Below are 22321 nucleotides of genomic sequence, written 5' to 3'. Positions count from 1 at the left end.
TTTTAATAAGCATAACTCTAACAAACCTCAATTCACCTGTCAACTTGATTAGATCATTCCCTACTGGAAAGGACATCCTATACTATGATTAGCTATTAAGACTTACTATTTCACTGTAAATATTCAGGTAATGCGTTCATATACATTGCCAATGCATTATTATTTTTCTTTAGTACCACAACAGTCTTGGAATTAGGCCATGCATAAATCGTTGGATAATCAATTTCATCATAATCGGGTTGAATAGCAAAAGCAAGTTGCTCTTTAACAGTTGAAAACTGTGCATTAATTCCGGGCTTGTTTCCTCTAGCATCTATCCGAACCCAACGCTTTAATGCTTCGAAATAAACAGCATTTAATGCATGAATGCAGTAACCTTTTTCCGGTGTATCAAACAACATTAAACGTTGATAACAGAAGCCCGTAGGAATACCTGTCGCTCTCAATAACGCGGCTAGCAAATGTGATTTAGCATAACAAATTCCTTCTTGATACTGCAACACTTCAGAAGCACAACAGGTGATACGTTTACTTTGAATATCCCAAGAATGGGCAATTTGATCCCTTACAAAAGTAAAGGCACGCTTCACTTTTTCTCGTTCATCATCTGCACCTTCAAAAAGTTCTTCGACCAGTGCTTGAATAATTGGACTTGAATAGTTAATCAGCTCGTTTTCGCATAGATAGTGTTCTAGCCGTTCATTTTGTAATAAATCCTTCAACATACCACCCACTCCCTTATGTTAGTATTGATTATAACAGATCAGCCAAACACGCCTAAGCAAACTTAACTTAAACCTGTAGAATAAAGACGTCGTAAAATTTGATCTGTTTTCCAAGGTCAATAACCTTAAATTACTAACAATTATACAGACGTAGATTATAAAGACAGCGGAATGGCGTCTCAGAATAAGAAACGTCTTATGCTAGCAGTGTCACATCTCCTTCGCCTTATTTCGTGCGGTTGGGCTTATGCATTAAGTATGAACCACCAGTCTAAGTGGAGAAAAGCAATAGGTGAGACTTCTGCGGGAATAGGATGAGCTGAAGATCCACTTGAGGCGTGCTCTTTGCGACTCAAGTTAGCTGAAGCCATCCCCGCGAAAAGCGAATCCATTGCTTTTCGGAACGAAATAGCGTTCTGAGCGTATGAGAAAGTCGCATGCGACACATCCATTAAGATAGATGTTACGATTTAGCAGGTGCGATATGTGTAGCCTTCTGTGGGAGTAGCGGAACATAGCTCACCTGTGCGTCTAAAACGAAAGGTTTAAATCTATATTCAAAGGCAACGCCTATATTGAATATGAGGGTTACCCTTATCTTGACTGAACCTGAACATTTAGATAAGAAAGTTGACTTACTAAAAAATAAATATGAGGAGCTGATATTTATCACTAATATACGAACGAAAGCACTCATTACTGATCAGGAAATCCTTAGTGCTTTCCCTGTTATGCAACAACTTCGTCAACATTTGGATCAACAGACATACCTCGAACTTGTCAAGGAAGCACAAGAAAAGGATCGTTATTATCTATTTGCTTTGATTAATGGTAAAGAAATCTTATCTATAGTTGGGTTCAAACCAATGATCACCTTGTATTACGGAAGATTTATCTGGGTTTGTGATCTTATCACTGATCAAATCCACCGTTCAAAAGGCTATGGTGAAAGATTACTTCAATTCGTACACCAATGGGCAAAAGATAATCACTATCAATCGGTCGCATTATCATCAGGGTTACAGCGCATTGATGCTCATCGCTTTTACGAAGAAAAAATGGATTACGATAAAGTAAGTTATGTTTTTAGAAAAACTGACATTCACTAGCGATTTACCGAATGTGATCGTTTAGCTAATCCTACAAAAGCGTTAGGCGCTCCCCATATAAGGGAAACCTAACGCTCTTTGTTTATCATCAGCACCAATAGGAAATAGTTAACTAAACATGAAAGGAGACAAGTTTTATGAAACGATTAAATTATGCTCTATTATTTGTTTTTCTAAATTTGTTTTTATTCGGTTGTCAACAGCATGAGCTTTTCGATCAAGAAATAACATCGATTGACATTTTAACGTGGGATGATCAAGAACAAGTCGGTAAGTTAACAGACCCTGATTTCATCGCAGAACTAGCGGATCATCTGGAAACGGCTGAATCAGCTTCAACTGCTAATCTTGATATTCCCAATCCTGATTACCTTTTACGTTTTAACCACCAAGAGGAAACGATTCAGCAAATCGGTTACTACAATGAAGAAAAAACCTTCAACCAAGTGACGGGACAATTTATCAATATCGAATCTAGCGAACTTTATAACGTCAGCATCGACTTAGCTATTGATGACTAAAGCTATTTTATATATGAATAGAGAAATAAGCCAAGAATCTTGATCTCAGCTTATTTCTTTATTCATATTACTTATGTTTTTTGGTTTTTTTGTTATGGTGTTTCTCCATCTCGCTAACCGGTTCATTGGCAAATTCGTGATCAAATTGACGAGACATGGTTTGTTTTTTCGCCTGCTGATCATTTACCGGTTGATTTCGATAGGCATCATCTCTTTTAGACATGTTCACATCCCCCCTTTCGCCATTAGCTTTTGCAAAAGAGAAAGATTTTATCACGGATAACCGTCCGTAAACCACCGCCCTCAAAATAGAGCGTAGAGCAAATCGATTGATGGGTGATAACGGACGCTAAGGTTCATTTTATCTAAAAGATGCTTTTTAAGGTTCAAGATTTAAAATAGAAAACCAACCAAGATAACGCCTAGCACAAGTAATGGAGCAGGTACTTTTTTTGTATATAACGCCAAAATGGTGATCATCATGATTATTACATTATCGATAGCAAAACCATTACTTTGCATAATAATAAGGGCAGAAGCAGCGATCAACCCTCCAGCAACAGCATTTACGCCTTTCAAGGATACTTTTATTCCTTGAATTTTTTTTAGGTTTTCCCAAACAGGATAAACAAAATAAATCAGGAGTAGCCCCGGTAAAAAGATTCCAATCCCAGCGGCGATCGCACTAGCAATTTGATATAACGGTGCACCTTGACCTGCAAGTCCACCTGCATAGGCACTAAAACTAAACATGGGACCTGGCATGCCTTGAACTAATCCATAACCCGTTAGAAATTCATCCGCACGCATAAAGCCATTAATCTCAACTAAATCACTAAACATAAACGGAATAACAACTTGCCCGCCACCAAAAACAAGATAGCCGTAACGATAAAAGCTTTCAAAGATCGACAGCAACGTGCTGTTAGTAAATATCGCCAAAACAATTGATCCAACAGCAATGATTATAAAAGCAAAGAAATAAATCCAAGGCGGATTCAATTTTACTCGATACCAAATTTTTTTCTGTTTAGACGTCAAGACCGTGACTAAACCTCCAATAATCAAAACAAACGGAAATACCCAAGCCTGTCTGAAAAAGAACGTTGTCACCGCACCAAAAATAAGTAAACTGACCGTGATCCGATCTGAAATAACTTTTTTACCGATCCTAAGTGCAGCAACCATAATAAAACCGACTGCCATCGGACCGATATAACGCAATCCATCTTGTGAAAATTGCATACGATCTAAAAACGCATATAGAAATGAAAACAGTGTCATCAACGTTAAAACCGGCAATGACCAAACGAGCATTGTCAGAAGCGCTAGCAATGGTCCACCTTTTTTATGTCCAACGGCAACAATGGTTTGCGTGCTTGATGGACCAGGTAAGATACTGCATAAAGCAATTAATTCGACTAATTCCTCTTCACTTAAATACTGTTTTTTTGTCACGAGTTGATCGGTAAAGATACCATAATGTGCTTCCGGTCCACCAAAAGCACCCAATGAACAAATAAATATATCCCATAAAAATGATCGCCAGCTTGTGCTTTCCCCTTTGTTTGGTTTTAATACCTTCATTCCCTACTCCCTTCGCTATTTCATTGATTCTTATCTGTTTTTAAGCTATGATAAACATACATCATCATCGATATTGAAATTCGATATCGACAGTTATATATAGAGCTTATCGAAGGAGTATGCAAAATGCAAGAACAAATATTACGAAAATTTTTCCTCGGATTCATTCAAATTCACATTCTTCATCATGCTAATGTGGAGCCCTTCTATGGGGCATGGATGATTGAAGAGCTAAAGGAACATGGATATGATATGAGCCCAGGTACACTTTATCCAATCTTACACACTATGGAGGCAAAACAACTTTTAACAAAGGAAAGCCGAACAATTCATGGAAAAGTACGTAAATATTACACCATTACCGAGTTAGGTGAAAGGGTCTTAGAAGAAGCAAAGAAAAAAGCATATGAGTTATTTAAAGAGATAAAAGACTAATCGAATCCCTATGAGGACCTAGACGTTGCGACAAAAAAGCCAGAGTAAAACAACCGTTTCACTCTGGCTTTGCATGGATTTATAGCATTATCTATGTTGCTAACGTAATACTAACAACAATACGGTTTCATTTCCGATCTTTTCTCCTGTTTTTTCAAAACCGAGCCGTTCATATAAGGCGATCGCTACCTTGTTTTCAGGTTCTGCAGAAATTCTTAGTTCACTTTGATCAAAATGCGCTTTAAAATAGTCAATCGCTTGCTGTAAAGATTGTGTTCCATATCCTTTTTGCTGATGTTTCTCGTCAATCATAAATCGCTCAATCCACCAAGAATCGTTTGGATAATCAGCATCCCCCAGAAAAAAACTAAACATAATAAAACCAACCATCTCTTTATCATGATAAATGGCAAAAGGCATACGATCAGCTTCATAATTTGCTTCTAGTAAGGAGTACCAATTGGGCGCAACGAATAACTTTTGGCTTTCTGCTACAGCTAACTTCGCACATATTTTATAATTATTTTGGTCAACTTCTTTAAACACAATCTTCATATCTGTACTCCTTTAATTTATTCCAACAACTTGACTACGTCTTTCTAAATAAATCGTATCTCTCCACTTATCTTCCATCTTACCAATCCGTTCAAAGTAACCGACTTGGCGAAAACCAAGTGATTGATGCAAAGCAACACTTGCTTTGTTCTCTGGAAAGATCCCAGAGTGAATCGTCCAAATCCCTTCTTGTTCACTTGATTCGATGACCTTTTTTAACAGCGCTCGCCCTACGCCATTTCCTCTATAATCGCAACCAATATAAACACTTACTTCTGTTACACCACGATAAACACAGCGACTTGAAGTCGGACTAAGTGCCGTCCAACCTAAAACACGATCACCTTGAGTAGCGACCCAACGACAAGCCTTTAAATGAGAAGCATCCCATGCTGTCCATGTTGGTGCTTCGCGTTCAAAGGTTGCATGCCCACTAGCAATCCCTTCTTCATAAATTCTTTTCACTTGTGACCAGTCTGTTGGTAACATTTCTCTTAAGTGATATTTGATAAGATCGCTCCCTTTGATATGATTGGTTTCATATCATCATAATTTACTATTATACTATATTAGAGAGATCAGGAGCACACGATTGTTAACAAAGAAGACAACATTTTTTCTCTGCTGTTCTGAATAAAGTCAAGCTTTTATTGATGTTCTGTCTGGCTAATGCGCAATAAACAAATAATCCATCGGTGTTCCCCAATTTTCACAGCGATTATAACTTGGATAGGAAGATTCAAAACATATTTTGATTGGTGCTGAATAGAGTTGTTGATGTGCCATTAAAAAAGCACGATCTCCAAAGAAAATCGCCTCTAATGCTAGGGGAAGCTCTCGTCTAAAATTTTGATCGCGACGCTTAACCGTTGCAATATCTCTTCCACCTAGATAAACCTTGACAGACAGTATACAAGTTCCATTTTCAATACACCATTCAGCTAACACTTCATCACGCATCTGTGTTATTTTGTCATAAGCATAATTTAGAGCAACCGTTAAAAATAAGCATCCGGTTTGATCTGAATGTGTCAATGTATATTTCCTACCACTGATTGGATCTGTTACATCCAAAGGCGCCTTAAATGTTACCAACAAATGATCCGGATTAAATATATTCAAAACAACCCCTACCTTCCTATTGTCTAATATCACTATACGAACACACGAACAATTTTAGTCTTAAAATATATTTACTCAACTTTCTCATCTAAATGCTCAGGTTCAGCCAAGATAGCATAAGGGTAGACCTAATATTCAATATAGGCGTTGCCTTTGAATATAGATTTTCGATTGATTATAAACCTTTCGTTTTAGACGCGCAGGTGAGCTATGTTCCGCTTTCTGCGATCGCACGTAAAATGGAGAAATCGCAGTCAGTATGAACCACCAGTCTAAGTGAAGATAAGCAAGGGGTGAGACTTCTGTGGGAATAGGATGAGCTGAAGCCATCCCCGCGAAAAGCGAACCCCTTGCTTTTCGGAACGAATAACGTTCTTAACGTATGAGAAGATCGTATGCGGCACATCCATGCAGAAGTAAAGTCAACAACCCTATTGAATACCGCGTCTATTGAACACAATCAAGGTTTAATGACTATTTTCAGTGTGCGAAAGTTGAATATTTATTAAAGGATTTAATCGATTTCTGTAGAATTTTATACAGTAAAGGTACTCATTGTTTTAGAAAGGAGTTTATATGAAATTTAGCTTAAAGGAAAGTCTAGTTTATTTACTATATTTAATAGGGCTTCTACTATTACTTTGGGGTATTACCAATCAAGAACTGCAATTCGAACAGAGAGGAGATTATCAGCTTTTCCGTTCGGTACTTATTGTCAGTTTGCTCTATATTGCAGTAGGCTTCTATCTGGCCATTCCAATAATGATCAAACGATTTAAAAATCACCATAGATGGTTATTTAATTTGAATCGATTTCTTTTTGTCAGTCTACCACTATTTTTATTTCCTTATCTACCTATGATCTTTTCAAATATCGAACGCCCACAGTTTATTTTGACCACATCTTTGGTTACATGGGAGCTAATGTTGGTGATTGCAGGCTATACGATGGTGACTAGTTTTGAGAAAGAAGAGAAACTGTTCTTTTAGAAGCGCACAGGCAAATAATTGACACCTATTGGAATGTATTCGACTTGATGATTAAAGGGAATTTAATGAAAAATATGGAAATATATGATACACTTAGGTTATCTAAATTCATGATATAAACAATACTGCTTGTTCAACTAACGAGCAGTATTGTTTAAGAAGAAAAATGCCGCTTAAGTTAACTATATTTATATGAGTTTCTTTAAAAAAGGAATCGTATAAATATTGAATTAATTTAAGTACAGGATAAATCTAAACAGGGAAGGAAGATTAGATGAAAAAAACCTTAAATAAATTATAAACTTTTATTATTAAATTAAGTTTATATCATTCTCGTGCCCCTCCGATGTAATTTTTCATTCGAAAACTAACTATTTTAGGAGGGAAATAAATGAGGAATGAACAAGAAATGATGGACTTAATAATAAATTTCGCAAGGGCAGATGAGCGTATTCGAGCAGTCTATATGAATGGTTCAAGAACGAACCCTAATGTATCAAAAGATATTTTTCAGGATTATGATATTGTTTATGTTGTGACAAAAACAGCGTCTTTTATAGAAGATAAGACATGGATTAACGAATTTGGAAGTTTAATAATGATGCAAGAACCTGACAAAAATGATTTTGGTAGAGAAAATAATTTTGACTTCAGCAAATCTTATGGTTTTTTAATGCTTTTTACAGATGGAAATCGTATAGACCTTCGCATCCAAAAAAAGGAAGTTATGTTTGAGGAGTATGGAAAAGATAAACTTACTCTCCCCTTAATGGACAAAGATAATCTTTTGAGTTCCATCCCTTGCCCTACCGATATTGATTATCATGTAAAAAAGCCATCAAAAGACGAATACGATAGTTATACAAACAATTTCTGGTGGTGTTTACAGAACGTTGCAAAAGCCATTTGGCGTGATGAACTCCCATATGCAAAACGCATGTTTGAATATACGACGAGAGATTCCTTGGATAAAATGGTTAATTGGTGGATTGGGATACAACAAGATTTTCAAGTTTCCACTGGAAATTTAGGGAAGTATTTTAAGAAATACCTTCCAGAGTTATATTGGAAGATGTACAGAGAAACTTATTCTAATTCTGATTATACAAATATGTGGGAATCAATATTTATCACTTGTGAATTGTTTAGAATCTTATCTCAAGATGTCGCTGAACATTTTAACTTCACATATCCAATTGATGATGATAAAAACATGACTAAATATCTTAAAGATGTTAGAAAATTACCTTCTTATGCAACGACAGTATATTAAGTGAATGATAAGCACCCCTACAAAAAAAAGTAGGGTGCTTATTCAAGTAGATTGACACGTATTTTAAACACATTTTCTTACATAAAACGTCTTCAATCAGTGGGCGTTTTATGTACAAGTATCTGTAATAAAAACGTAAAAATTCCAACTCAAATTTGAGATGGATGTAATCACTCATGTTCTAGAAAGATGCGATTCATATTTTCTCTTATGTCAATTTCAAATCATCAATAAAAGACTGCACACTCGTATAAATCGCATCAGGGGTTATTGAAAATGCGCTCGTTTGACTTTCTGTAAGCCACTGCACCCCTATTGTACGTACACCTGCCCTTTTACCCGCTTCAATGTCAGCGTTACTATCTCCCAGATAGATTGCCTCTGCAGCTTCAACCCCCATAATCTTCAATGCCTTTTCTATACCTTCAGGATCTGGCTTAGCATGGCGCACATCATCACCAGTAATTACAGCTTGAAAGTCATAATCAAGACCAAGGGCGTCAACAGAAATCTCAAAGCTTTGACGGGCTTTACCGGTTACGATAGCTAACTTGATGCCTTTATCCTGTAAAAGCGAGAGCATCATTTGAATGTCAGCATTTGGTTTGACTAACCGATTATGGTGCGCTTTATATTGCTGATAAAACAACGTAATTGCTTCTTGTTTTCGTTCGTCTTTTAAGTTTTCTCGAATAATACCTGTTTCAGACGGTCCAAACATCGCCCTTATTTCTTGATTTGATAAAAGACGATCATCATATCTTTGAAAAACGTGTTGAAAAGCCTGATAACAAACAGGTAATGTATCAGCTAATGTGCCATCAAAATCAAAAATAATTGCTTTCATTTAATGCTCTTCCTCCCCATCACTGCTATCCTTTTGATTGTTATTCCCTATAACTTAAAAGCTAAAACACCACTTTCTCTTATCTCAAATCCCTTATAACCTCTATTAACTATCGATAAGAACTCTGCTGACTGATTCATGCTCCCATTCATTTTTACAAAGATCTTATCGCCAAAAGTCGCATATCCTAAAGAAAAAGCTAAATGGAGTGAAAATAATGTATTATCACATAGTTAAGGAAGGCGAAACGTTATCAATCATCGCACGCGATTATCGGGTGAGCTTAACTGATCTAATCCAAGCAAATCCACAAATTAATCCTGATATGATCTTCGTTGGACAGCCATTGATCGTCCCAGGACTTCCGAACCCAGAGCAGCTACCCTACCAAATTCATGTATCGATTGCGCAACGAACACTTACCTTGTTAAGTGATCATGTACCACTAAAAACATATCCGATAGCCGTAGGGCAAATTCTTAGTCAAACACCGATCGGGCAATTTGTGATTATTAATAAAGCGCCTAATCCAGGTGGACCTTATGGTACGATGTGGATGTCATTATCTAAACAACACTATGGTATTCATGGCACGAATGATCCATCATCAATTGGCAAGGCGGTTTCACGAGGCTGTATTCGGATGTATAATCAGGATGTTGAAGAACTAGCCGCTACCATTCCAATTGGCACACAGGTCACTATTACCCCATAAAGTTCTTTAAAAAAGGAATGTTCTATTTCAACAACTGGCACTTATGATCTAAAAAACACCCATCTTTAATTAAATGAACCTTTAATCAGTGGGCACTTTCGTTCTTTGCCTACTGATTAATGATTTGTTAAGTGAATCAGCCCCCCCCCTCAACCGATTTGCTCTACGCTCTATTTTGAGAGGGGTTTACGGACGGGTATTTGTGATGAAATTATCGGATGCTCTTAAGGTCGGGGCTATCATTAACCCATCCACATCACCCAAACAAACAGTGACCAAATAGAAATAGGCAAGCCTAAAATACAATTTATTCTCGTAATTATCATAAATTCTCGTCTTTTTACATATTTAGAAATCCAGCAAATAAGCGGGATCATTATATAGATGCCAATACTCGTGAAAGTGACAAGCGTTATCGCTGTTGTTAATGTCACTGTTGGAACATATTCATTTATAGCGTAAGCCAGATCTTGACCATATAAACCGAAAAAGCTAGCAATAATAAGACAAAAGGTTACAATAAAATAAATGATAGATGCCTTCAAGTCATCTACACCTTCCTTCATTTTAACTTTGATTCCAAACCATCAGCTTAAACATAGTGGAGAACCATTACCTACACAACCGCTATTTCTTTAAACCCCACGTTTATTCCCCCATACTAATGTATGCAGCTGTGGAAGCACTCTAACTTTATTTAACTTTGATGATTCAAGTGTTTTATTAATCAACCATTGATATTTTTCCAATAAGAGATCCGTTAGTTTTGGTAGATTTGATTCGGTTAAATGGGCATTTCCTACTTGCAAATAAAATAATAGATCAGGATAACGTTGATGAACCGCTTCAGCATAATCAAAATCTTGATCATCAAAAATAACTATTTTTAATGAGGTATGTGCTAGCCGATTGTTATCTCTTAAGTGATCAATAATCGTATCTAGTTTATTCCAATCGGTTTTCATCCCGGAACTTGGCGGTTTAGGTGATAATGTTAAATCATCAATCAATAAAAACCATGGTTGCCAACGCGTCCCTTGTGTTTCTATCGCGACTTCTAATTGATTTTGGTGTAAAAGATCAATCAGTTGATCAAGATCTTTTAATAAAGCGGGATTTCCTCCTGATATCGTAACGTGATCGAATTGATCTTGACCGATGGCGTTGAGTCTCGTAATAATCTCCGAAGCTGTCATCATCTTAATTTCGTCTTTTGCACTGCCATCCCAAGTAAACGACGAATCGCACCACGAACAACTATAATCACACCCTGCGGTTCGAATAAACATCGTCTTCCGTCCTACCACCATACCTTCCCCTTGAATCGTCGGTCCAAAAATTTCTAAGACCGGATAACGCTTCATCACATCCATTCCCTTCTAGCTTCTGCATAGCTCGTTGGTGTTTCATAAAGTTTGACAAATTCGACTTGTAAGTCACCTTCTTCTTGAATATTTAAGGCTTGCTCCATCATGGAATAAATCCAAACAACCATATTTTCTGCTGTTGTATTCATTGTCGGCAAGCTCTCGTTTAAATATTGGTGATCAAGGTAAATTTCAATTTGTTCTTTCCAAATTTTTTTTATTTCACCAAAGTCAATAACAAGGCCAATTTCATTCGTATATCCACTAATACCAAAGATCACTTTATACGTGTGGCCGTGTAAGGTGGCGCATTTTCCTTGATAAGCATGAAGGTGATGTGCGGCATCAAACGTAAAGGCTTTGCTAACTAAAACCCTTTTTTTATGTGATTTTAACTGATCATGTTTAATATCAACACCAAATTTTTGTAAGTGTTCTACAATTTTATAGTTATGCATACTCAGGCCTCCTTTTAAATGATGATACCATTATATTTTCAATTTCAAAGCTTAGACTAAACATGTTAGTCCGTAGCTTATGATTGGTGTAAGTTTATAAAACAAGCCTTCAATCAGTGTGGGGGCGGTATTCTCCGACTGATTGGTCGTTGAGTGAATCAAGACATTAGTGACCGTTAACCCCCGCCTAAATAGATGGGCTCTATCTTCTATTTTGAGGTGGGCGATCTACGGACGGTTATCTGTGATAGACTAATATAAACATAGGACATACTAATAACGAAAGAGGGACGTGACATGGATAATATTAACCAACTTCAAAGATTGATTGATAAAACCAATCATATCGTATTCTTCGGTGGTGCAGGGGTCTCAACGGAAAGTGGCATCCCTGATTTCAGAAGTCGTGATGGTTTATATAACCAGATCTATACGTATCCACCAGAACAAATCTTAAGTCATTCATTTTTCACAATGAATCCGCATATGTTTTTTAATTTTTATAAGCAAAAATTACTTACGTTAGATGCCGAGCCAAATCCAGCCCACGATCAACTTGCTAAACTTGAACAAACGGGAAAGCTCAAAGGTATCATCACGCAAAATATTGATGGCCTCCATCAAAAAGCTGGTTCACGTCACGTGATTGAATTACACGGAACGATTAATAACAACTATTGTCTTCATTGCCATAAGCATTATTCGGCTTTAACGATTAAACATGCAGAGACGATTCCAACCTGTGCATGTGGCGGTATGATTAAACCAGATGTTGTCTTATATGAAGAGCCACTTGACCAAGACCTTTGGCAAGCAGCCATTTCATTGATCAGTGATTGTGAACTACTCATTATTGGTGGTACTTCTTTAATGGTCTATCCAGCAGCCTATTTGATCGACTACTTTCAAGGCGATCATCTTGTCGTTATTAATAAAACAGAAGTCAATCAGCACAAAGCAGATTTATTTATTTCTGATTCAATTGCAAGTGTATTTTCCAAACTGGAGATCAGGTCTTAAAGCTTGTTACTTTTCTTGTTTAATCCATAATAATATTTGACTAATGAGTGCAAGAATAGGTAATTCTAACAACGGCCCTATGACTAAGGTTAAGGCAATTAAAGGCTGATCCGAAAAAGCAGTCATAGCAATTGCTAGTGAAAGTGGCGAATTCCTTGCTAATGTCGTTAAACTTAAACTTACCCGATCAGACTGGCAAAACCTCAACCGCTTTCCTATCGATTGTGTTACAAATAAATTAATAAAAAAGAACAAAAATATTGGTGCTAGCAGCCAGCCCAGCATATCTAAATGTTGAAACAACAATCTACCGTGTGTAGCAAACATCGCTACAATTGCCAAAGCGAGAAATATCATTGGTAAGGTACGCAACGTTGGCATCACTCGTTCGCTAAACAAGGTGGATTTTTTCAGAACGATTTGCAGTAATCCTGCTAACGTAATCGGGATCAGCAAGATAACGATAATACTTTCCAACAAATAAGTGGGTTCAACCATGCCGGTTGTTTGTGTAAACAGCAATAGATAGATTGGCAACAGTACAACTTGAAGCACTAAATTTAAAGGGAGTATGGCTGTCGATAAAGCGACGTTTCCTTTCGCTATGGATGTGAAGATTAAATACCAATCTGTACAAGGGGTCACCATTAACATGATAAAACCAATATATAATGAAGGCTGATTCCCCAAGAAAATTGTTGCTAATCCCCAAGCTAAAAGCGGTGTCCAAACAAAATTAATGAGTATGCTCGTTACAGTGAAACGGACATTTTTGAACGCTTGCATCACATTAACTAGAGGAATATCTAAAAAAGTGATAAAAAGCATCACGATTAAAAAAGGGGTGATCAGTCTGTCTGCATGGATTTGAATCGATGAGACTTGCCCCAAAGCTAAACCGATCACGACCGCTAAGAAAATCATCAGTGTATATAATTTCTCAATCAAATTCACAGTGTACCCCCTAATCTATCTTTTCAAAATAACCGAAGTTGTTGTGATGCTAAGTCCTGATAGCCAATACCCAACATCCGTTGCAGGGCTTGGGCATTATTTGCCGCATCTCCACCTGAATTATTATTGAACAACAGATAGATGTCTTGTGACTGTTCTTCAAGTGCTTTGATACGCTGTTTCCATTCCAATAATTCTGCTTGATTATAATTATATAGATACCTGACTTCCCGCCAATTGGTAGACTTTGTTTTCGGTCTGTTCCACCCGTGAACATTTCGACCATGAAATCTAATCAGCGTTGTTTGCTGATTGGTTGCTACAGGGACGATTGGAATTGAACCATCACCAGCTTGGGGTTCATCAGCGATGGTATGAATCCAGTTGTCAGTTCGCATATAGGCTAATGTTTTCTCACGGTTCGATTTAGCAAACCAAGACTGATGTCTAAACTCTAATGCAACCGGGATGTTGTCCATCCGTTGTTTACAATATTTCAAATAGAGGATATGTTCTTCTTTACAATCAAACCAAGGCGGAAATTGAAAAAGTACCATCGCCAGTTTATCTGCTTCTATGTAAGGGACGAGTGATGCCTTAAAGGCTTCAAACATTTCTGTTTTGTTTGGATAAGGCAGTTCTGTTCGTTGATGACCGGTCATCCCTTGGTATGCTTTCACAACAAAACGAAACGATTGCGGGGTTTCGTTTACCCATTTTTCAGCGTTCCGGATCGGCTGAACAGCATAAAAAGAAGCGTCAACCTCAACCGTTGGAAAATAACTACTATATTCAGCAAGTTTGTCTTTAGCCTTTAAATCAGCAGGATATAATGAATAATGATCGCCCCAGCCTGTTAGACCTATATAAATCATGAACAAACATCCTCCTACTTTTCCTATACAATCGTTTACCATAGTTTAACATATCTTTTTCCACTCGAACAGCAAACTAGTCTTTTTAACAAGTCAGGCTGCACGAATGCTTCGAACAGCTTGACTTGTTATTTAATCGCTTGATTCAATTGTTTCATTACCCGTATAAATATTCAAAATTTGGTTCAGATTTAATTGCTTTTCCTGACCATAAAGGTGGCTCGATCCAACTGGAATTGGTGCACTTTATATATCTCCAAGTTTAAACATGGACACAATAAAACAAGGATCTACAATATCCGAAATGGTTTTTAAAATCGTCTCTACTTTTGCTATTGATTGATTTAATACCTCCATTTCAGTGACAGTTACCTGTAAACTTGCTGTATCGTCTCGGTCAACTGATTAACTTGTGAAAAACCTTCCTTAACCACTTCACCTGTATGTTTTGCACTAGTTTCTATCGTTGTCGTTTTTGACTCAATATTGAAGTTTCGTTTTATCTAATATAATTGACACCCCGGATGTTGTCTAATATAATTGACATCGAATTGATCATCTAAGCTAGGAGAGAACCGTTTAATGAATCGTGTCGCCTATTATCGAAAAAAGCATGGACTAACACAAGCAAACTTGGCTAAAAGCATCGGTGTATCCAGACAAACCATTAATATGATTGAAAAAGATAAATACAATCCTTCTTTGATGTTATGTATCAACATCGCTAAAGCATTACATACCGATTTAAACACATTGTTTTGGGAGGCAGAACAAGATGAAGACAAAATTAATTAATAGAATATTAGGTTTCTCAAGTAATCGTGATGAATTTCAACATCAAGAGATTTATCAAATCCTTGGACATACAGGGATGATACTGTGGTGTATAAGTATGATCTATATGTTCGTCAGACTCTTTTTTATTAATTATCAACAGACGAGTCCATCGATTGACTACTTTTTTATTCTCATTATGAATTTAACTTATGCTGGGGTCATTACAATTAGGTTACGGGTTTCAAAAGTAGATATTGAAGAAATTTACAGCTATCAAGATTACATGATATTAAAGAAAAAAATGAAATGGCAAGCGGTATTTATGGGGATAACTTGGGGATTAGAGATGTTTGCCTTAATGGGGTTCTTTGATTTCCTATATACTGGGACGTATAATTATGGCTTCATCCATCTCACCATCTGGTTGTGTGGTGGCGCATTATTTGGCACCTCCATGTACTTTTCTGGTAAATCAAAGTTAACGATTGTTGAGTAAAACGAACCTTCAATGGGTATTTTGCAGATGGTTATTTGTAATAAAGTTAGACGTTCTCAAGAAAAAATAAATATAAGGAAGTGGAAAACGTGGCAAGACCAAAGTCAAAAGTAGAACTTCTCGAAGCAGCTGAACAGAATTATCAAGCGTTACTAACATTAATCAACACAATGACAGACGTACAACAAAACGGCATTTTCCCATTTGAAGACCGTGATCGTAATATTCGTGATGTCCTTGTTCATCTTCATGAATGGCACAACATGATGAAGCAATGGTATCAAGTTGGGATGGGTGGAGAAAAACCGATTATGCCGAGAAAAGGATACAGTTGGAAAACAATATCAGAACTAAATCATGCGATTTGGCTTGATTATCAAGATACAGATTTGCAAACAGCTAAGGCATTATTAGAGCGTTCACACCATGAAATGATCTGTTTAATTGATCGCCATAGTAATGAAGAGCTCTTTACTAAAAAATATTATCAGTGGACAAATACAACCTCTTTAGGCTCTTATCTTGTATCTGCGACATCAAGTCACTACGATTGGGCTTTAAAGAAATTAAAAAAGTATAAAAAACAATTAAGCTGAATGGGGAAATCATGCAGAACGAATCTATGACGAAGCATTTTAAAAAGATCTATGATCAAAGAGAGACGTTCAACCATCTCATAGCGAAAAATCATTGGCAAATCTGGGATCGTCCACAAATAAATAAATGGTCTATTGGCGAAACTTATTATCACCTGTATTTAATGATTAAACGTTTTAGACAACTCAATACCGTTTATTTACCATTAGCCAAGCCAATAGCATATATTTGGAAACATTCACTCTATCCAATACAGATAAACAATATCTACCAAGAATATAGTCAAAAACACAACAAAGCCATGCGAGCGCCTTCTATAATTATGCCGCCTAAACATGGTGAACAATTGATAAGCACGCGTGCTCTATTTAAAGAAATCACTCATGAAACAAAAAAATTAGAGTCGATGGTGACCAAACTAAATGAAAGAATAGCCGGACATATTCGCTACCCTGATCCAATTGCCCACTATCCTAACCTGATTCAAAGTATTGATTTAATCGGTATTCATGAGCAGCACCACTTTAATCTTTGCCAAAAATATTATAGAAACTGATATTTATTCGGAAAGTAACACATGTGAGTAAACATCCAAACACGTAAGGAGCTATTTACACAAATATGTTCGACCATTGGGCTACAATCCCTATGAAATCAGTTGATACACTACTCTTAACTTAATACCTCAACCACCTGATCGTCGACGACAATACTGATATAACTTTGTTTTGATTTATCAGGCCACGCCACAGTCATTTCGCCTTTATCAACTTCAAGATTTAATAAAATAGCTTCTTTCTTTTGGTATAGCCAATTTACCCAATAATGTTTCACGATTATATGACAACTTTTTTGATTGGCTAACTCGATTTGATTAGGAGCTATCCGCTCAATATGTAAACCGTGTTGATCTGAACGAAACAATTGTTGCACTTGGTCAATAACAAGACTTGGCATTTCAGCCAGTCGCGTGATCGATTTAATTTGAGGATTTTGCTTTGTAAATCTTATCATTAACTTTTCTTTTGTTTCCGTATTTATGTCTTGTTCAAAGGTAATCACATCATAATCACTAGCTTGATAAGTTGCTGTGATTACTTCAATTTGCTTAAGTTGATTCGTCCAACTCGCATGAAAGCCGTACTCAATGCATGCTTCTGTCAATTTTTTCAAGATACTTACTCGTTTTCCGATGTGTAGTACACGTATTATTCGTTCTGGCAACATACTCCGCCCCTTTTTTAATTAATCCAATTCTTTTCTCTGCCATAATCTAAAAGTGTTGAAAAAGGATCACTTCCTGATAAATCTAACACTTTACAAAAAGCGGCTTCTGTATGATAACCTTGCTTTTTATATGCGATCACTTTATTTCTAAATTCCGGGAATTTACTAAGTAATTTTGCTTCTATTATCATATGTGAATAAGCATTTTGTTCCATCACTGGCTTGTTTTGCCCGAAGATTTCAAAAGCTAATTTATGATAGTAGAAATTAACTTTTACTGTTGGTATATTTCGCACATTATAAAGTTTAACACGAAATCCTTCCATTTGACGATAAGCTTCTTTAACCTCATCAGTGAACACATTAAAGTCCTTGACCGTCATAATAATATCCAAATCAGAGTGATCATGATCGATAGCTAACGGGATGGTCCCACATAAAACTGGGGAGTAGTGGGAAAAGTCATTCATTATTCCTAATTGTTGTAATACCTGATACACGTACTTTTGTTTTGCATTTCCCTCTTTTAAATACGCAATCGTAAAATACATCAAGATTCCCCCTTGATTTAAATGGCTCAGATGCAGTACAACATATTATACCATGTCAGTTGATCGATGATGTAGAGGTTTGGATCGTTTAACATGGACAATCAGCAAATAACAAAGTAATAGAGCGAACATTGACATCACTGCGACACCAGATAATACAATGTAACGTAGTGAAAAAAAGGCTGTTGATAGACCAATAAGACCCGTCATCAACATAATAAATAGCGCTTCAGCCATTTGGTAAACACTACTTATTCGTCCCATCATATCGATAGGGACATGATGCTGATAGAATGTTAAAAAAGCTGTATTTGCAAATGAAGTAAAAAAGCCAATGATAAGAAAGCCAAATCCGGCAATCACAAATGTGCTTGACCATCCATAAACCCAATAGCCAATAGAAACAAGAACCGCACTCGCTCCCATCATAAAGGATTGATTATATTTGTTAACCATCCTGGTATTGAGTGATGCGCCAATCAACACCCCTATCCCAGCAAGTGTCACTAAGAAACCATATGACTGATCAGACAAAGCTAATACATCTGTAGCAAAAGCGGCTTCCAATGAATCAACTGCACTTGTCATGCCAATCATAGTGGCATTGAATAAAAAATAAATAAACATAATTAAACGAAATTGCCGACTAAAAATAAGAACCGATCGCCAGTCTTGCTTTAGTTGTTGAAACGACAATCGATTGGATGGGCTTAACGTGCCGTCTACCGCTTCAACATCTGGGATAAACAGTGTTAATATACCAGATACCAGCAAAGCAACGCTATTAAAATAAATCGCCAAAAGTGGGGTGCCCAATCCAAACAATATTCCCGCTAAGGCAGGCCCAATCAAAAAAGCGCCTGATGTAACCAGACTATGAAACGCATTAAATGACTTGCGTTGTTTTTCTTCAATTAACTTTGTCATATAAATAATTGAAGTGGGCCCAAACATGGCACTTGCTATATTAATAGCAAAGACGAGTATATAAATAACCGTTAACTGCTTTTGCAATGGTAACAGGATGATAAGGCCTGCACGAATTAAATCTAGCCACACCATTAACTGACGCTTATTTAAGCGGTCAATCACACTTCCGATCCAAAAGCTTGCAAACATGGCCGCTAATGGTTTGATTAAATATAAGCCCGTTAACGCTGCAGGAGTACCTGTTCTCTCTAAAATAATTAAATTTAGTGCAATAAAATATAACCATTCCCCTACATGTGACAAACCAATAACAAATAAAAAAATGAAGCGATAAGTTATACGCGCATTCAAATTTGACTTCATAAATCTCTCCCCCGATCACGATTCATAGTTGGCATACTGCTATTTTTATTTGGTATTTTTAACCATTCACATTATGGCTTTGCATTTGTTTAACATAGAAAAATCCCACCCCCAAGACCTAGTCTTGAGGGCGGGATTTATGATCGCGGTGCCACCTCAGTTTATTAATATATCACTATATTAACCTTATCGGGTACAGTATGATGTCCTTATACCCTAGCTCTGTAACGGGAGCTCCCGTTACACTATCACCTATACTGGATCCAGTGTAAAGCTCAGAGGTTTGGTTCAACAAAATCCAGCTTGCTCCTTTTCAGCTAACGGAGCTCTCTGCAAAGCTATCATTTATCTACTCTTCTCATCATTGCTTATTATTTTTCGATTGATTATAAAACTTTTGTTTTAGACGCGCAGGTTAGCTATGTTCCGCTTTCACTCTCCCAAGTACAAGGGAGACATCTTGGTAAACGCAGTGTCTCCCTAGCCGCGGGCGTGGCTTGAGCTAACTTTGCCCAGTCAAAAAACCACTTGGCAAAGTGGATCTCAAGCTCACGCTACACCCACAGGAGTCTACACATAGCTCACCTGCTAAATAGTAACATCTATCTTCATAATGGTTATCTTTCAAGATCTCATCAAACGCCATTTCAATCCGTGGACGTTAGATTTACACCATGTAGATCATGAAGACATCGGAATGGCGTCTCAAAATAAGAAACTTCTTAATTCTAGTCGTGTCACATCTTCTTCGCTTTATTTCGTGCGGTTGGGCTTTCGCATTCCGTATGAACCACCCGTCTAAGTGGAGATAAGCAAGGGAGGAGACTTCTGCGGGAATAGGATGAGCTGAAGATCCGCTTTAGAAGCGCTCTTAGCTTCTAAAGTTAGCTGAAGCCATCCCCGCGAAAAGCGAATCCCTTGCTTTTCGGAACGAAATAACGTTCTTAACGTATGAGAAGGTTGAATGACTATTTTCAGTGTGCGAAAGTTGAGTAATTTCGAATAGCTTAACACTTTCCATTGCTTCTGTAAAGTTTATTTTTTCACCTCTCATTTAGACAGACACATATTGTTCATCAAAGGCCAAACCTGCTAGCTTTTCTTCCATTCTGTTTGCTTCATTTAGACATGTCGTGTTCACTCTAGGAAGCTTGTTATATATTTTTCTAACACTGATGGGATAACTGTTAACCGACGCTTGCTTGCTTATCTTTATTTGAGCGGGATTAAACAAAATCGTATCGATTAATTGCCTTGCTTTATCTGAAGGAGAATGTTGTAACATAAAAATTAGATCTGCATCAGTCATACGCGCAAATTGATATTTATCAACTTTATCTATCGCTAGCCAATGTGCCTTTACTGCTTCAGCCAATAACCGATCAACCGCAACCATATAAGGTGATAAAAAAAGTTGATGATCAGCTAGAATAAGAGTCATTAATTCACATCCTGTTTCTCGATCTGTTTCAATACCTTCGGCTGTACATGTTAAGTTAGCTAAAATTGATCCAGGTAGCTTTGTTAATTGACCAGACATATATGTATCGCGAAAGAAACTATCTAAATGATCAAGCCCTAACACTTTCCCTTTTCCAGTTATCACTGTAGGCATGTCCAACAAATCAATAATCGTTTTCGATTCAATCTCTACACTCTCAAGAATATGGGTTATTTCCTGTTCTTGAATATAATTTCGGGTTAACTGATGGTGATCAAACCCCAATGGCACTTCGACAGCATGTGAAAAAGGTAAGTGACCAATATCGTGAAGAATGGCTGCTACTCGAAGATTAATAGCATCAGGGAAAAATAAACTAACCAATTTCCAGACGCCAATGGTATGCTCATACCGACTATGCACAACAGGAGATACTAATGCCCCTGCACCAAAATGAGCTAAATGCTTAAGCCGTCGTACAGGTTTACTTTTAAATAACGCTAGTTCCCATTCAAATGGTTTAATGTTCGGATATAACGGCTCTGAAATCAAATCCATTGTGCCTTTCACACGATCTCCTCCTCTTCAATCATCTATCATTCAATTTTGTCGATCACTATTATCCACTAAACACAGAGACTTTTCCACTTAAATTGTATCATCTTGAAAGGGAACGGAAAGACGCGTCCTATTTCACGGGCAGTTAATATGATCGTTCTACGCTTATGATGCTAATATCGCTGCCCGTTAAAGGACCCCTTTCACTATCAACCACCTACCAAACCATTAATGGTGATGTATGGCGTCTTCTTTTGTTCGATGGACGGTTCCAAACGGATGGTGTGGTGGTGCATAAATGGAATAAAGTTTTAATGGAACGTGACCTGTATTAATCACGTTATGCCAAGTACCCGCCGGTACCATAATTGCGTCATCTTTATTTGCATGTTGTTGAAAAGGCAAATGATCTCTTCGATTACCCATTCGTACTAGCGCTCGCCCTTGTTCAATTCTTAAAAATTGATCGGTATCACGATGAATCTCGAGTCCGATATCATCACCGACATCAATGCTCATTAATGTCACTTGCAAATGTTCTCCTGTCCATAATGCTTTACGAAAATTCCTGTTCTCCTTCGTTGCTCGATTAATATTTGTAACATAAGGATGCTTTCCATGATCTTCTTGATGCTGTTGTCTGTCAGGATAGCCACGGTGAGGTTGAGCAGGTAGATGATAATATGGGATATTTTGATAATAATACATAATCGTTTACTCCTTTATTTTATGATGTATTAATATATGCCTATTTTTTATCTAGGTGCCTTTAATCCCATCTTATATTACAAATACACACGCGAAGCGAACTGAAATGAATACAATAAC

28 protein-coding genes and 1 other annotated feature are annotated in these 22321 nt (G+C 37.1%); of the genes, 11 read left to right on the top strand and 17 right to left on the bottom strand.

The genetic code is table 11. The features are described from left to right. Window positions 1–110: 110 nt before the first annotated feature. Complete coding sequence (locus tag JOE23_RS11160; protein ID WP_204438435.1) at window positions 111–725, bottom strand: transglutaminase-like domain-containing protein; 615 nt, start codon at window positions 723–725, stop codon at window positions 111–113. Between the two features lie 731 nt (window positions 726–1456). Here JOE23_RS11160 and JOE23_RS11155 point away from each other — a divergent pair. Together JOE23_RS11155 and JOE23_RS11150 are read left to right on the top strand one after the other, a co-directional pair. Next, window positions 1457–1834, top strand: a complete 378-nt coding sequence (locus JOE23_RS11155; RefSeq protein WP_239585402.1) for a GNAT family N-acetyltransferase — start codon at window positions 1457–1459, stop codon at window positions 1832–1834. Window positions 1835–1971: 137 nt separating this feature from the next. Then, on the top strand, window positions 1972–2355 hold the full coding sequence (locus JOE23_RS11150) for a hypothetical protein (protein WP_204438433.1): 384 nt from the start codon (window positions 1972–1974) through the stop codon (window positions 2353–2355). Between the two features lie 67 nt (window positions 2356–2422). On the opposite strand, the gene sspO is transcribed toward JOE23_RS11150, so the two are convergent. Together sspO and chrA are read right to left on the bottom strand one after the other, a co-directional pair. Continuing rightward, window positions 2423–2578, bottom strand: coding sequence for a small acid-soluble spore protein O (gene sspO, locus JOE23_RS11145; RefSeq protein ID WP_017472949.1), 156 nt, complete (start codon window positions 2576–2578; stop codon window positions 2423–2425). A gap of 170 nt (window positions 2579–2748) precedes the next feature. Next, window positions 2749–3942 carry a chromate efflux transporter gene (chrA, locus tag JOE23_RS11140; protein ID WP_204438430.1) on the bottom strand — a complete coding sequence of 398 codons (1194 nt, stop codon included), beginning with the start codon at window positions 3940–3942 and terminating at the stop codon, window positions 2749–2751. A gap of 126 nt (window positions 3943–4068) precedes the next feature. On the opposite strand from chrA, the gene JOE23_RS11135 reads away from it, so the two are divergent. Continuing rightward, window positions 4069–4377 carry a PadR family transcriptional regulator gene (locus JOE23_RS11135; protein WP_204438429.1) on the top strand — a complete coding sequence of 103 codons (309 nt, stop codon included), beginning with the start codon at window positions 4069–4071 and terminating at the stop codon, window positions 4375–4377. Between the two features lie 99 nt (window positions 4378–4476). On the opposite strand, the gene JOE23_RS11130 is transcribed toward JOE23_RS11135, so the two are convergent. From JOE23_RS11130 to JOE23_RS11120, 3 genes are all read right to left on the bottom strand, one after another. Next, window positions 4477–4932, bottom strand: coding sequence for a GNAT family N-acetyltransferase (locus JOE23_RS11130; RefSeq protein ID WP_204438428.1), 456 nt, complete (start codon window positions 4930–4932; stop codon window positions 4477–4479). Window positions 4933–4944: 12 nt separating this feature from the next. Beyond that, window positions 4945–5421, bottom strand: coding sequence for a GNAT family N-acetyltransferase (locus JOE23_RS11125; protein WP_204438427.1), 477 nt, complete (start codon window positions 5419–5421; stop codon window positions 4945–4947). A 177-nt stretch (window positions 5422–5598) separates the two neighbouring features. Further along, window positions 5599–6054 carry a staygreen family protein gene (locus JOE23_RS11120; RefSeq protein ID WP_204438426.1) on the bottom strand — a complete coding sequence of 152 codons (456 nt, stop codon included), beginning with the start codon at window positions 6052–6054 and terminating at the stop codon, window positions 5599–5601. A 576-nt stretch (window positions 6055–6630) separates the two neighbouring features. Between JOE23_RS11120 and JOE23_RS11115 the strand changes: the two genes are divergently transcribed. Both JOE23_RS11115 and JOE23_RS11110 read left to right on the top strand, forming a co-directional pair. Continuing rightward, the gene (locus tag JOE23_RS11115) at window positions 6631–7044 is read left to right on the top strand and encodes a hypothetical protein (protein ID WP_204438425.1); all 414 of its coding nucleotides are present in this window, start codon (window positions 6631–6633) and stop codon (window positions 7042–7044) included. A gap of 391 nt (window positions 7045–7435) precedes the next feature. Next, window positions 7436–8317: an aminoglycoside 6-adenylyltransferase gene (locus tag JOE23_RS11110; protein ID WP_204438424.1), complete on the top strand. Its 882-nt coding sequence runs from the start codon at window positions 7436–7438 to the stop codon at window positions 8315–8317. Window positions 8318–8525: 208 nt separating this feature from the next. Here JOE23_RS11110 and JOE23_RS11105 read toward each other — a convergent pair whose 3' ends face one another. Next, window positions 8526–9164, bottom strand: coding sequence for an HAD family hydrolase (locus JOE23_RS11105; protein ID WP_204438422.1), 639 nt, complete (start codon window positions 9162–9164; stop codon window positions 8526–8528). Window positions 9165–9381: 217 nt separating this feature from the next. On the opposite strand from JOE23_RS11105, the gene JOE23_RS11100 reads away from it, so the two are divergent. Next, window positions 9382–9879 (top strand): L,D-transpeptidase family protein, encoded by a 498-nt coding sequence (locus tag JOE23_RS11100; protein ID WP_204438419.1) that lies wholly within the window; start codon window positions 9382–9384, stop codon window positions 9877–9879. A 242-nt stretch (window positions 9880–10121) separates the two neighbouring features. On the opposite strand, the gene JOE23_RS11095 is transcribed toward JOE23_RS11100, so the two are convergent. The 3 genes from JOE23_RS11095 to queD all read right to left on the bottom strand — a co-directional run bounded on the left by JOE23_RS11095 (window position 10122) and on the right by queD (window position 11704). Then, complete coding sequence (locus tag JOE23_RS11095) at window positions 10122–10445, bottom strand: hypothetical protein (protein ID WP_204438418.1); 324 nt, start codon at window positions 10443–10445, stop codon at window positions 10122–10124. 69 nt (window positions 10446–10514) lie between these two features. Further along, window positions 10515–11243, bottom strand: a complete 729-nt coding sequence (queE, locus tag JOE23_RS11090; protein ID WP_204438679.1) for a 7-carboxy-7-deazaguanine synthase QueE — start codon at window positions 11241–11243, stop codon at window positions 10515–10517. Then, on the bottom strand, window positions 11243–11704 hold the full coding sequence (gene queD / locus JOE23_RS11085; RefSeq protein ID WP_204438417.1) for a 6-carboxytetrahydropterin synthase QueD: 462 nt from the start codon (window positions 11702–11704) through the stop codon (window positions 11243–11245). The genes queE and queD overlap by 1 nt, the downstream gene beginning before the upstream one ends. A 297-nt stretch (window positions 11705–12001) precedes the next feature. Between queD and JOE23_RS11080 the strand changes: the two genes are divergently transcribed. After that, window positions 12002–12724 carry an NAD-dependent protein deacylase gene (locus JOE23_RS11080; RefSeq protein WP_204438416.1) on the top strand — a complete coding sequence of 241 codons (723 nt, stop codon included), beginning with the start codon at window positions 12002–12004 and terminating at the stop codon, window positions 12722–12724. A 6-nt stretch (window positions 12725–12730) separates the two neighbouring features. On the opposite strand, the gene JOE23_RS11075 is transcribed toward JOE23_RS11080, so the two are convergent. Both JOE23_RS11075 and JOE23_RS11070 read right to left on the bottom strand, forming a co-directional pair. Next, on the bottom strand, window positions 12731–13678 hold the full coding sequence (locus JOE23_RS11075; protein WP_204438415.1) for a bile acid:sodium symporter: 948 nt from the start codon (window positions 13676–13678) through the stop codon (window positions 12731–12733). 23 nt (window positions 13679–13701) lie between these two features. Continuing rightward, a complete protein-coding gene (locus JOE23_RS11070) occupies window positions 13702–14553 on the bottom strand; it encodes a DUF72 domain-containing protein (RefSeq protein WP_204438413.1) in 852 nt (283 codons plus the stop codon). Between the two features lie 582 nt (window positions 14554–15135). Here JOE23_RS11070 and JOE23_RS11065 point away from each other — a divergent pair. The 4 genes from JOE23_RS11065 to JOE23_RS11050 all read left to right on the top strand — a co-directional run bounded on the left by JOE23_RS11065 (window position 15136) and on the right by JOE23_RS11050 (window position 16979). Next, window positions 15136–15348, top strand: a complete 213-nt coding sequence (locus JOE23_RS11065; RefSeq protein ID WP_204438412.1) for a helix-turn-helix transcriptional regulator — start codon at window positions 15136–15138, stop codon at window positions 15346–15348. Next, window positions 15329–15826 (top strand): DUF3278 domain-containing protein, encoded by a 498-nt coding sequence (locus JOE23_RS11060; protein WP_204438411.1) that lies wholly within the window; start codon window positions 15329–15331, stop codon window positions 15824–15826. Before JOE23_RS11065 ends, JOE23_RS11060 begins: the two co-directional genes overlap by 20 nt. Before the next feature lie 89 nt (window positions 15827–15915). Further along, window positions 15916–16422, top strand: a complete 507-nt coding sequence (locus JOE23_RS11055; protein ID WP_204438410.1) for a ClbS/DfsB family four-helix bundle protein — start codon at window positions 15916–15918, stop codon at window positions 16420–16422. Window positions 16423–16433: 11 nt separating this feature from the next. After that, window positions 16434–16979, top strand: a complete 546-nt coding sequence (locus JOE23_RS11050) for a DinB family protein (protein ID WP_239585387.1) — start codon at window positions 16434–16436, stop codon at window positions 16977–16979. A gap of 116 nt (window positions 16980–17095) precedes the next feature. Here JOE23_RS11050 and JOE23_RS11045 read toward each other — a convergent pair whose 3' ends face one another. From JOE23_RS11045 to JOE23_RS11025, 5 genes are all read right to left on the bottom strand, one after another. After that, window positions 17096–17647: a hypothetical protein gene (locus tag JOE23_RS11045; RefSeq protein WP_204438409.1), complete on the bottom strand. Its 552-nt coding sequence runs from the start codon at window positions 17645–17647 to the stop codon at window positions 17096–17098. Window positions 17648–17664: 17 nt separating this feature from the next. Further along, window positions 17665–18201, bottom strand: a complete 537-nt coding sequence (locus JOE23_RS11040) for a DUF4269 domain-containing protein (protein WP_204438408.1) — start codon at window positions 18199–18201, stop codon at window positions 17665–17667. Window positions 18202–18246: 45 nt separating this feature from the next. Next, window positions 18247–19494 carry an MFS transporter gene (locus tag JOE23_RS11035; RefSeq protein WP_204438406.1) on the bottom strand — a complete coding sequence of 416 codons (1248 nt, stop codon included), beginning with the start codon at window positions 19492–19494 and terminating at the stop codon, window positions 18247–18249. Between the two features lie 123 nt (window positions 19495–19617). Continuing rightward, window positions 19618–19868 (bottom strand) — a binding site (T-box leader). A 680-nt stretch (window positions 19869–20548) separates the two neighbouring features. Further along, the gene (locus tag JOE23_RS11030) at window positions 20549–21505 is read right to left on the bottom strand and encodes an HD domain-containing protein (protein WP_204438403.1); all 957 of its coding nucleotides are present in this window, start codon (window positions 21503–21505) and stop codon (window positions 20549–20551) included. A gap of 216 nt (window positions 21506–21721) precedes the next feature. After that, window positions 21722–22201: a cupin domain-containing protein gene (locus JOE23_RS11025; protein ID WP_204438401.1), complete on the bottom strand. Its 480-nt coding sequence runs from the start codon at window positions 22199–22201 to the stop codon at window positions 21722–21724. Window positions 22202–22321 lie beyond the last annotated feature (120 nt).

The sequence above is a fragment of the Amphibacillus cookii genome, assembly GCF_016908375.1.
GTDB classification, from domain to species: domain Bacteria; phylum Bacillota; class Bacilli; order Bacillales; family Amphibacillaceae; genus Amphibacillus_C; species Amphibacillus_C cookii.
This window is presented reverse-complemented; position numbering and strand designations above follow the sequence as displayed.

Bases quoted from the DNA above. Each gene is read 5' to 3' on its own strand.
- JOE23_RS11115 (WP_204438425.1), top strand. From the start codon at position 6,631: ATGAAATTTAGCTTAAAGGAAAGTCTAGTTTATTTACTATATTTAATA.
- JOE23_RS11095 (WP_204438418.1), bottom strand. From the start codon at position 10,445: ATGAAGGAAGGTGTAGATGACTTGAAGGCATCTATCATTTATTTTATT.
- chrA (WP_204438430.1), bottom strand. From the start codon at position 3,942: ATGAAGGTATTAAAACCAAACAAAGGGGAAAGCACAAGCTGGCGATCA.
- JOE23_RS11100 (WP_204438419.1), top strand. From the start codon at position 9,382: ATGTATTATCACATAGTTAAGGAAGGCGAAACGTTATCAATCATCGCA.
- queD (WP_204438417.1), bottom strand. From the start codon at position 11,704: ATGCATAACTATAAAATTGTAGAACACTTACAAAAATTTGGTGTTGAT.
- JOE23_RS11060 (WP_204438411.1), top strand. From the start codon at position 15,329: ATGAAGACAAAATTAATTAATAGAATATTAGGTTTCTCAAGTAATCGT.
- JOE23_RS11130 (WP_204438428.1), bottom strand. From the start codon at position 4,932: ATGAAGATTGTGTTTAAAGAAGTTGACCAAAATAATTATAAAATATGT.
- JOE23_RS11105 (WP_204438422.1), bottom strand. From the start codon at position 9,164: ATGAAAGCAATTATTTTTGATTTTGATGGCACATTAGCTGATACATTA.
- JOE23_RS11155 (WP_239585402.1), top strand. From the start codon at position 1,457: ATGCAACAACTTCGTCAACATTTGGATCAACAGACATACCTCGAACTT.
- sspO (WP_017472949.1), bottom strand. From the start codon at position 2,578: ATGTCTAAAAGAGATGATGCCTATCGAAATCAACCGGTAAATGATCAG.
- JOE23_RS11125 (WP_204438427.1), bottom strand. From the start codon at position 5,421: ATGTTACCAACAGACTGGTCACAAGTGAAAAGAATTTATGAAGAAGGG.
- JOE23_RS11065 (WP_204438412.1), top strand. From the start codon at position 15,136: ATGAATCGTGTCGCCTATTATCGAAAAAAGCATGGACTAACACAAGCA.
- JOE23_RS11110 (WP_204438424.1), top strand. From the start codon at position 7,436: ATGAGGAATGAACAAGAAATGATGGACTTAATAATAAATTTCGCAAGG.
- JOE23_RS11160 (WP_204438435.1), bottom strand. From the start codon at position 725: ATGTTGAAGGATTTATTACAAAATGAACGGCTAGAACACTATCTATGC.
- JOE23_RS11080 (WP_204438416.1), top strand. From the start codon at position 12,002: ATGGATAATATTAACCAACTTCAAAGATTGATTGATAAAACCAATCAT.
- JOE23_RS11070 (WP_204438413.1), bottom strand. From the start codon at position 14,553: ATGATTTATATAGGTCTAACAGGCTGGGGCGATCATTATTCATTATAT.
- queE (WP_204438679.1), bottom strand. From the start codon at position 11,243: ATGAAGCGTTATCCGGTCTTAGAAATTTTTGGACCGACGATTCAAGGG.
- JOE23_RS11025 (WP_204438401.1), bottom strand. From the start codon at position 22,201: ATGTATTATTATCAAAATATCCCATATTATCATCTACCTGCTCAACCT.
- JOE23_RS11150 (WP_204438433.1), top strand. From the start codon at position 1,972: ATGAAACGATTAAATTATGCTCTATTATTTGTTTTTCTAAATTTGTTT.
- JOE23_RS11040 (WP_204438408.1), bottom strand. From the start codon at position 18,201: ATGTATTTTACGATTGCGTATTTAAAAGAGGGAAATGCAAAACAAAAG.
- JOE23_RS11135 (WP_204438429.1), top strand. From the start codon at position 4,069: ATGCAAGAACAAATATTACGAAAATTTTTCCTCGGATTCATTCAAATT.
- JOE23_RS11035 (WP_204438406.1), bottom strand. From the start codon at position 19,494: ATGAAGTCAAATTTGAATGCGCGTATAACTTATCGCTTCATTTTTTTA.
- JOE23_RS11050 (WP_239585387.1), top strand. From the start codon at position 16,434: ATGCAGAACGAATCTATGACGAAGCATTTTAAAAAGATCTATGATCAA.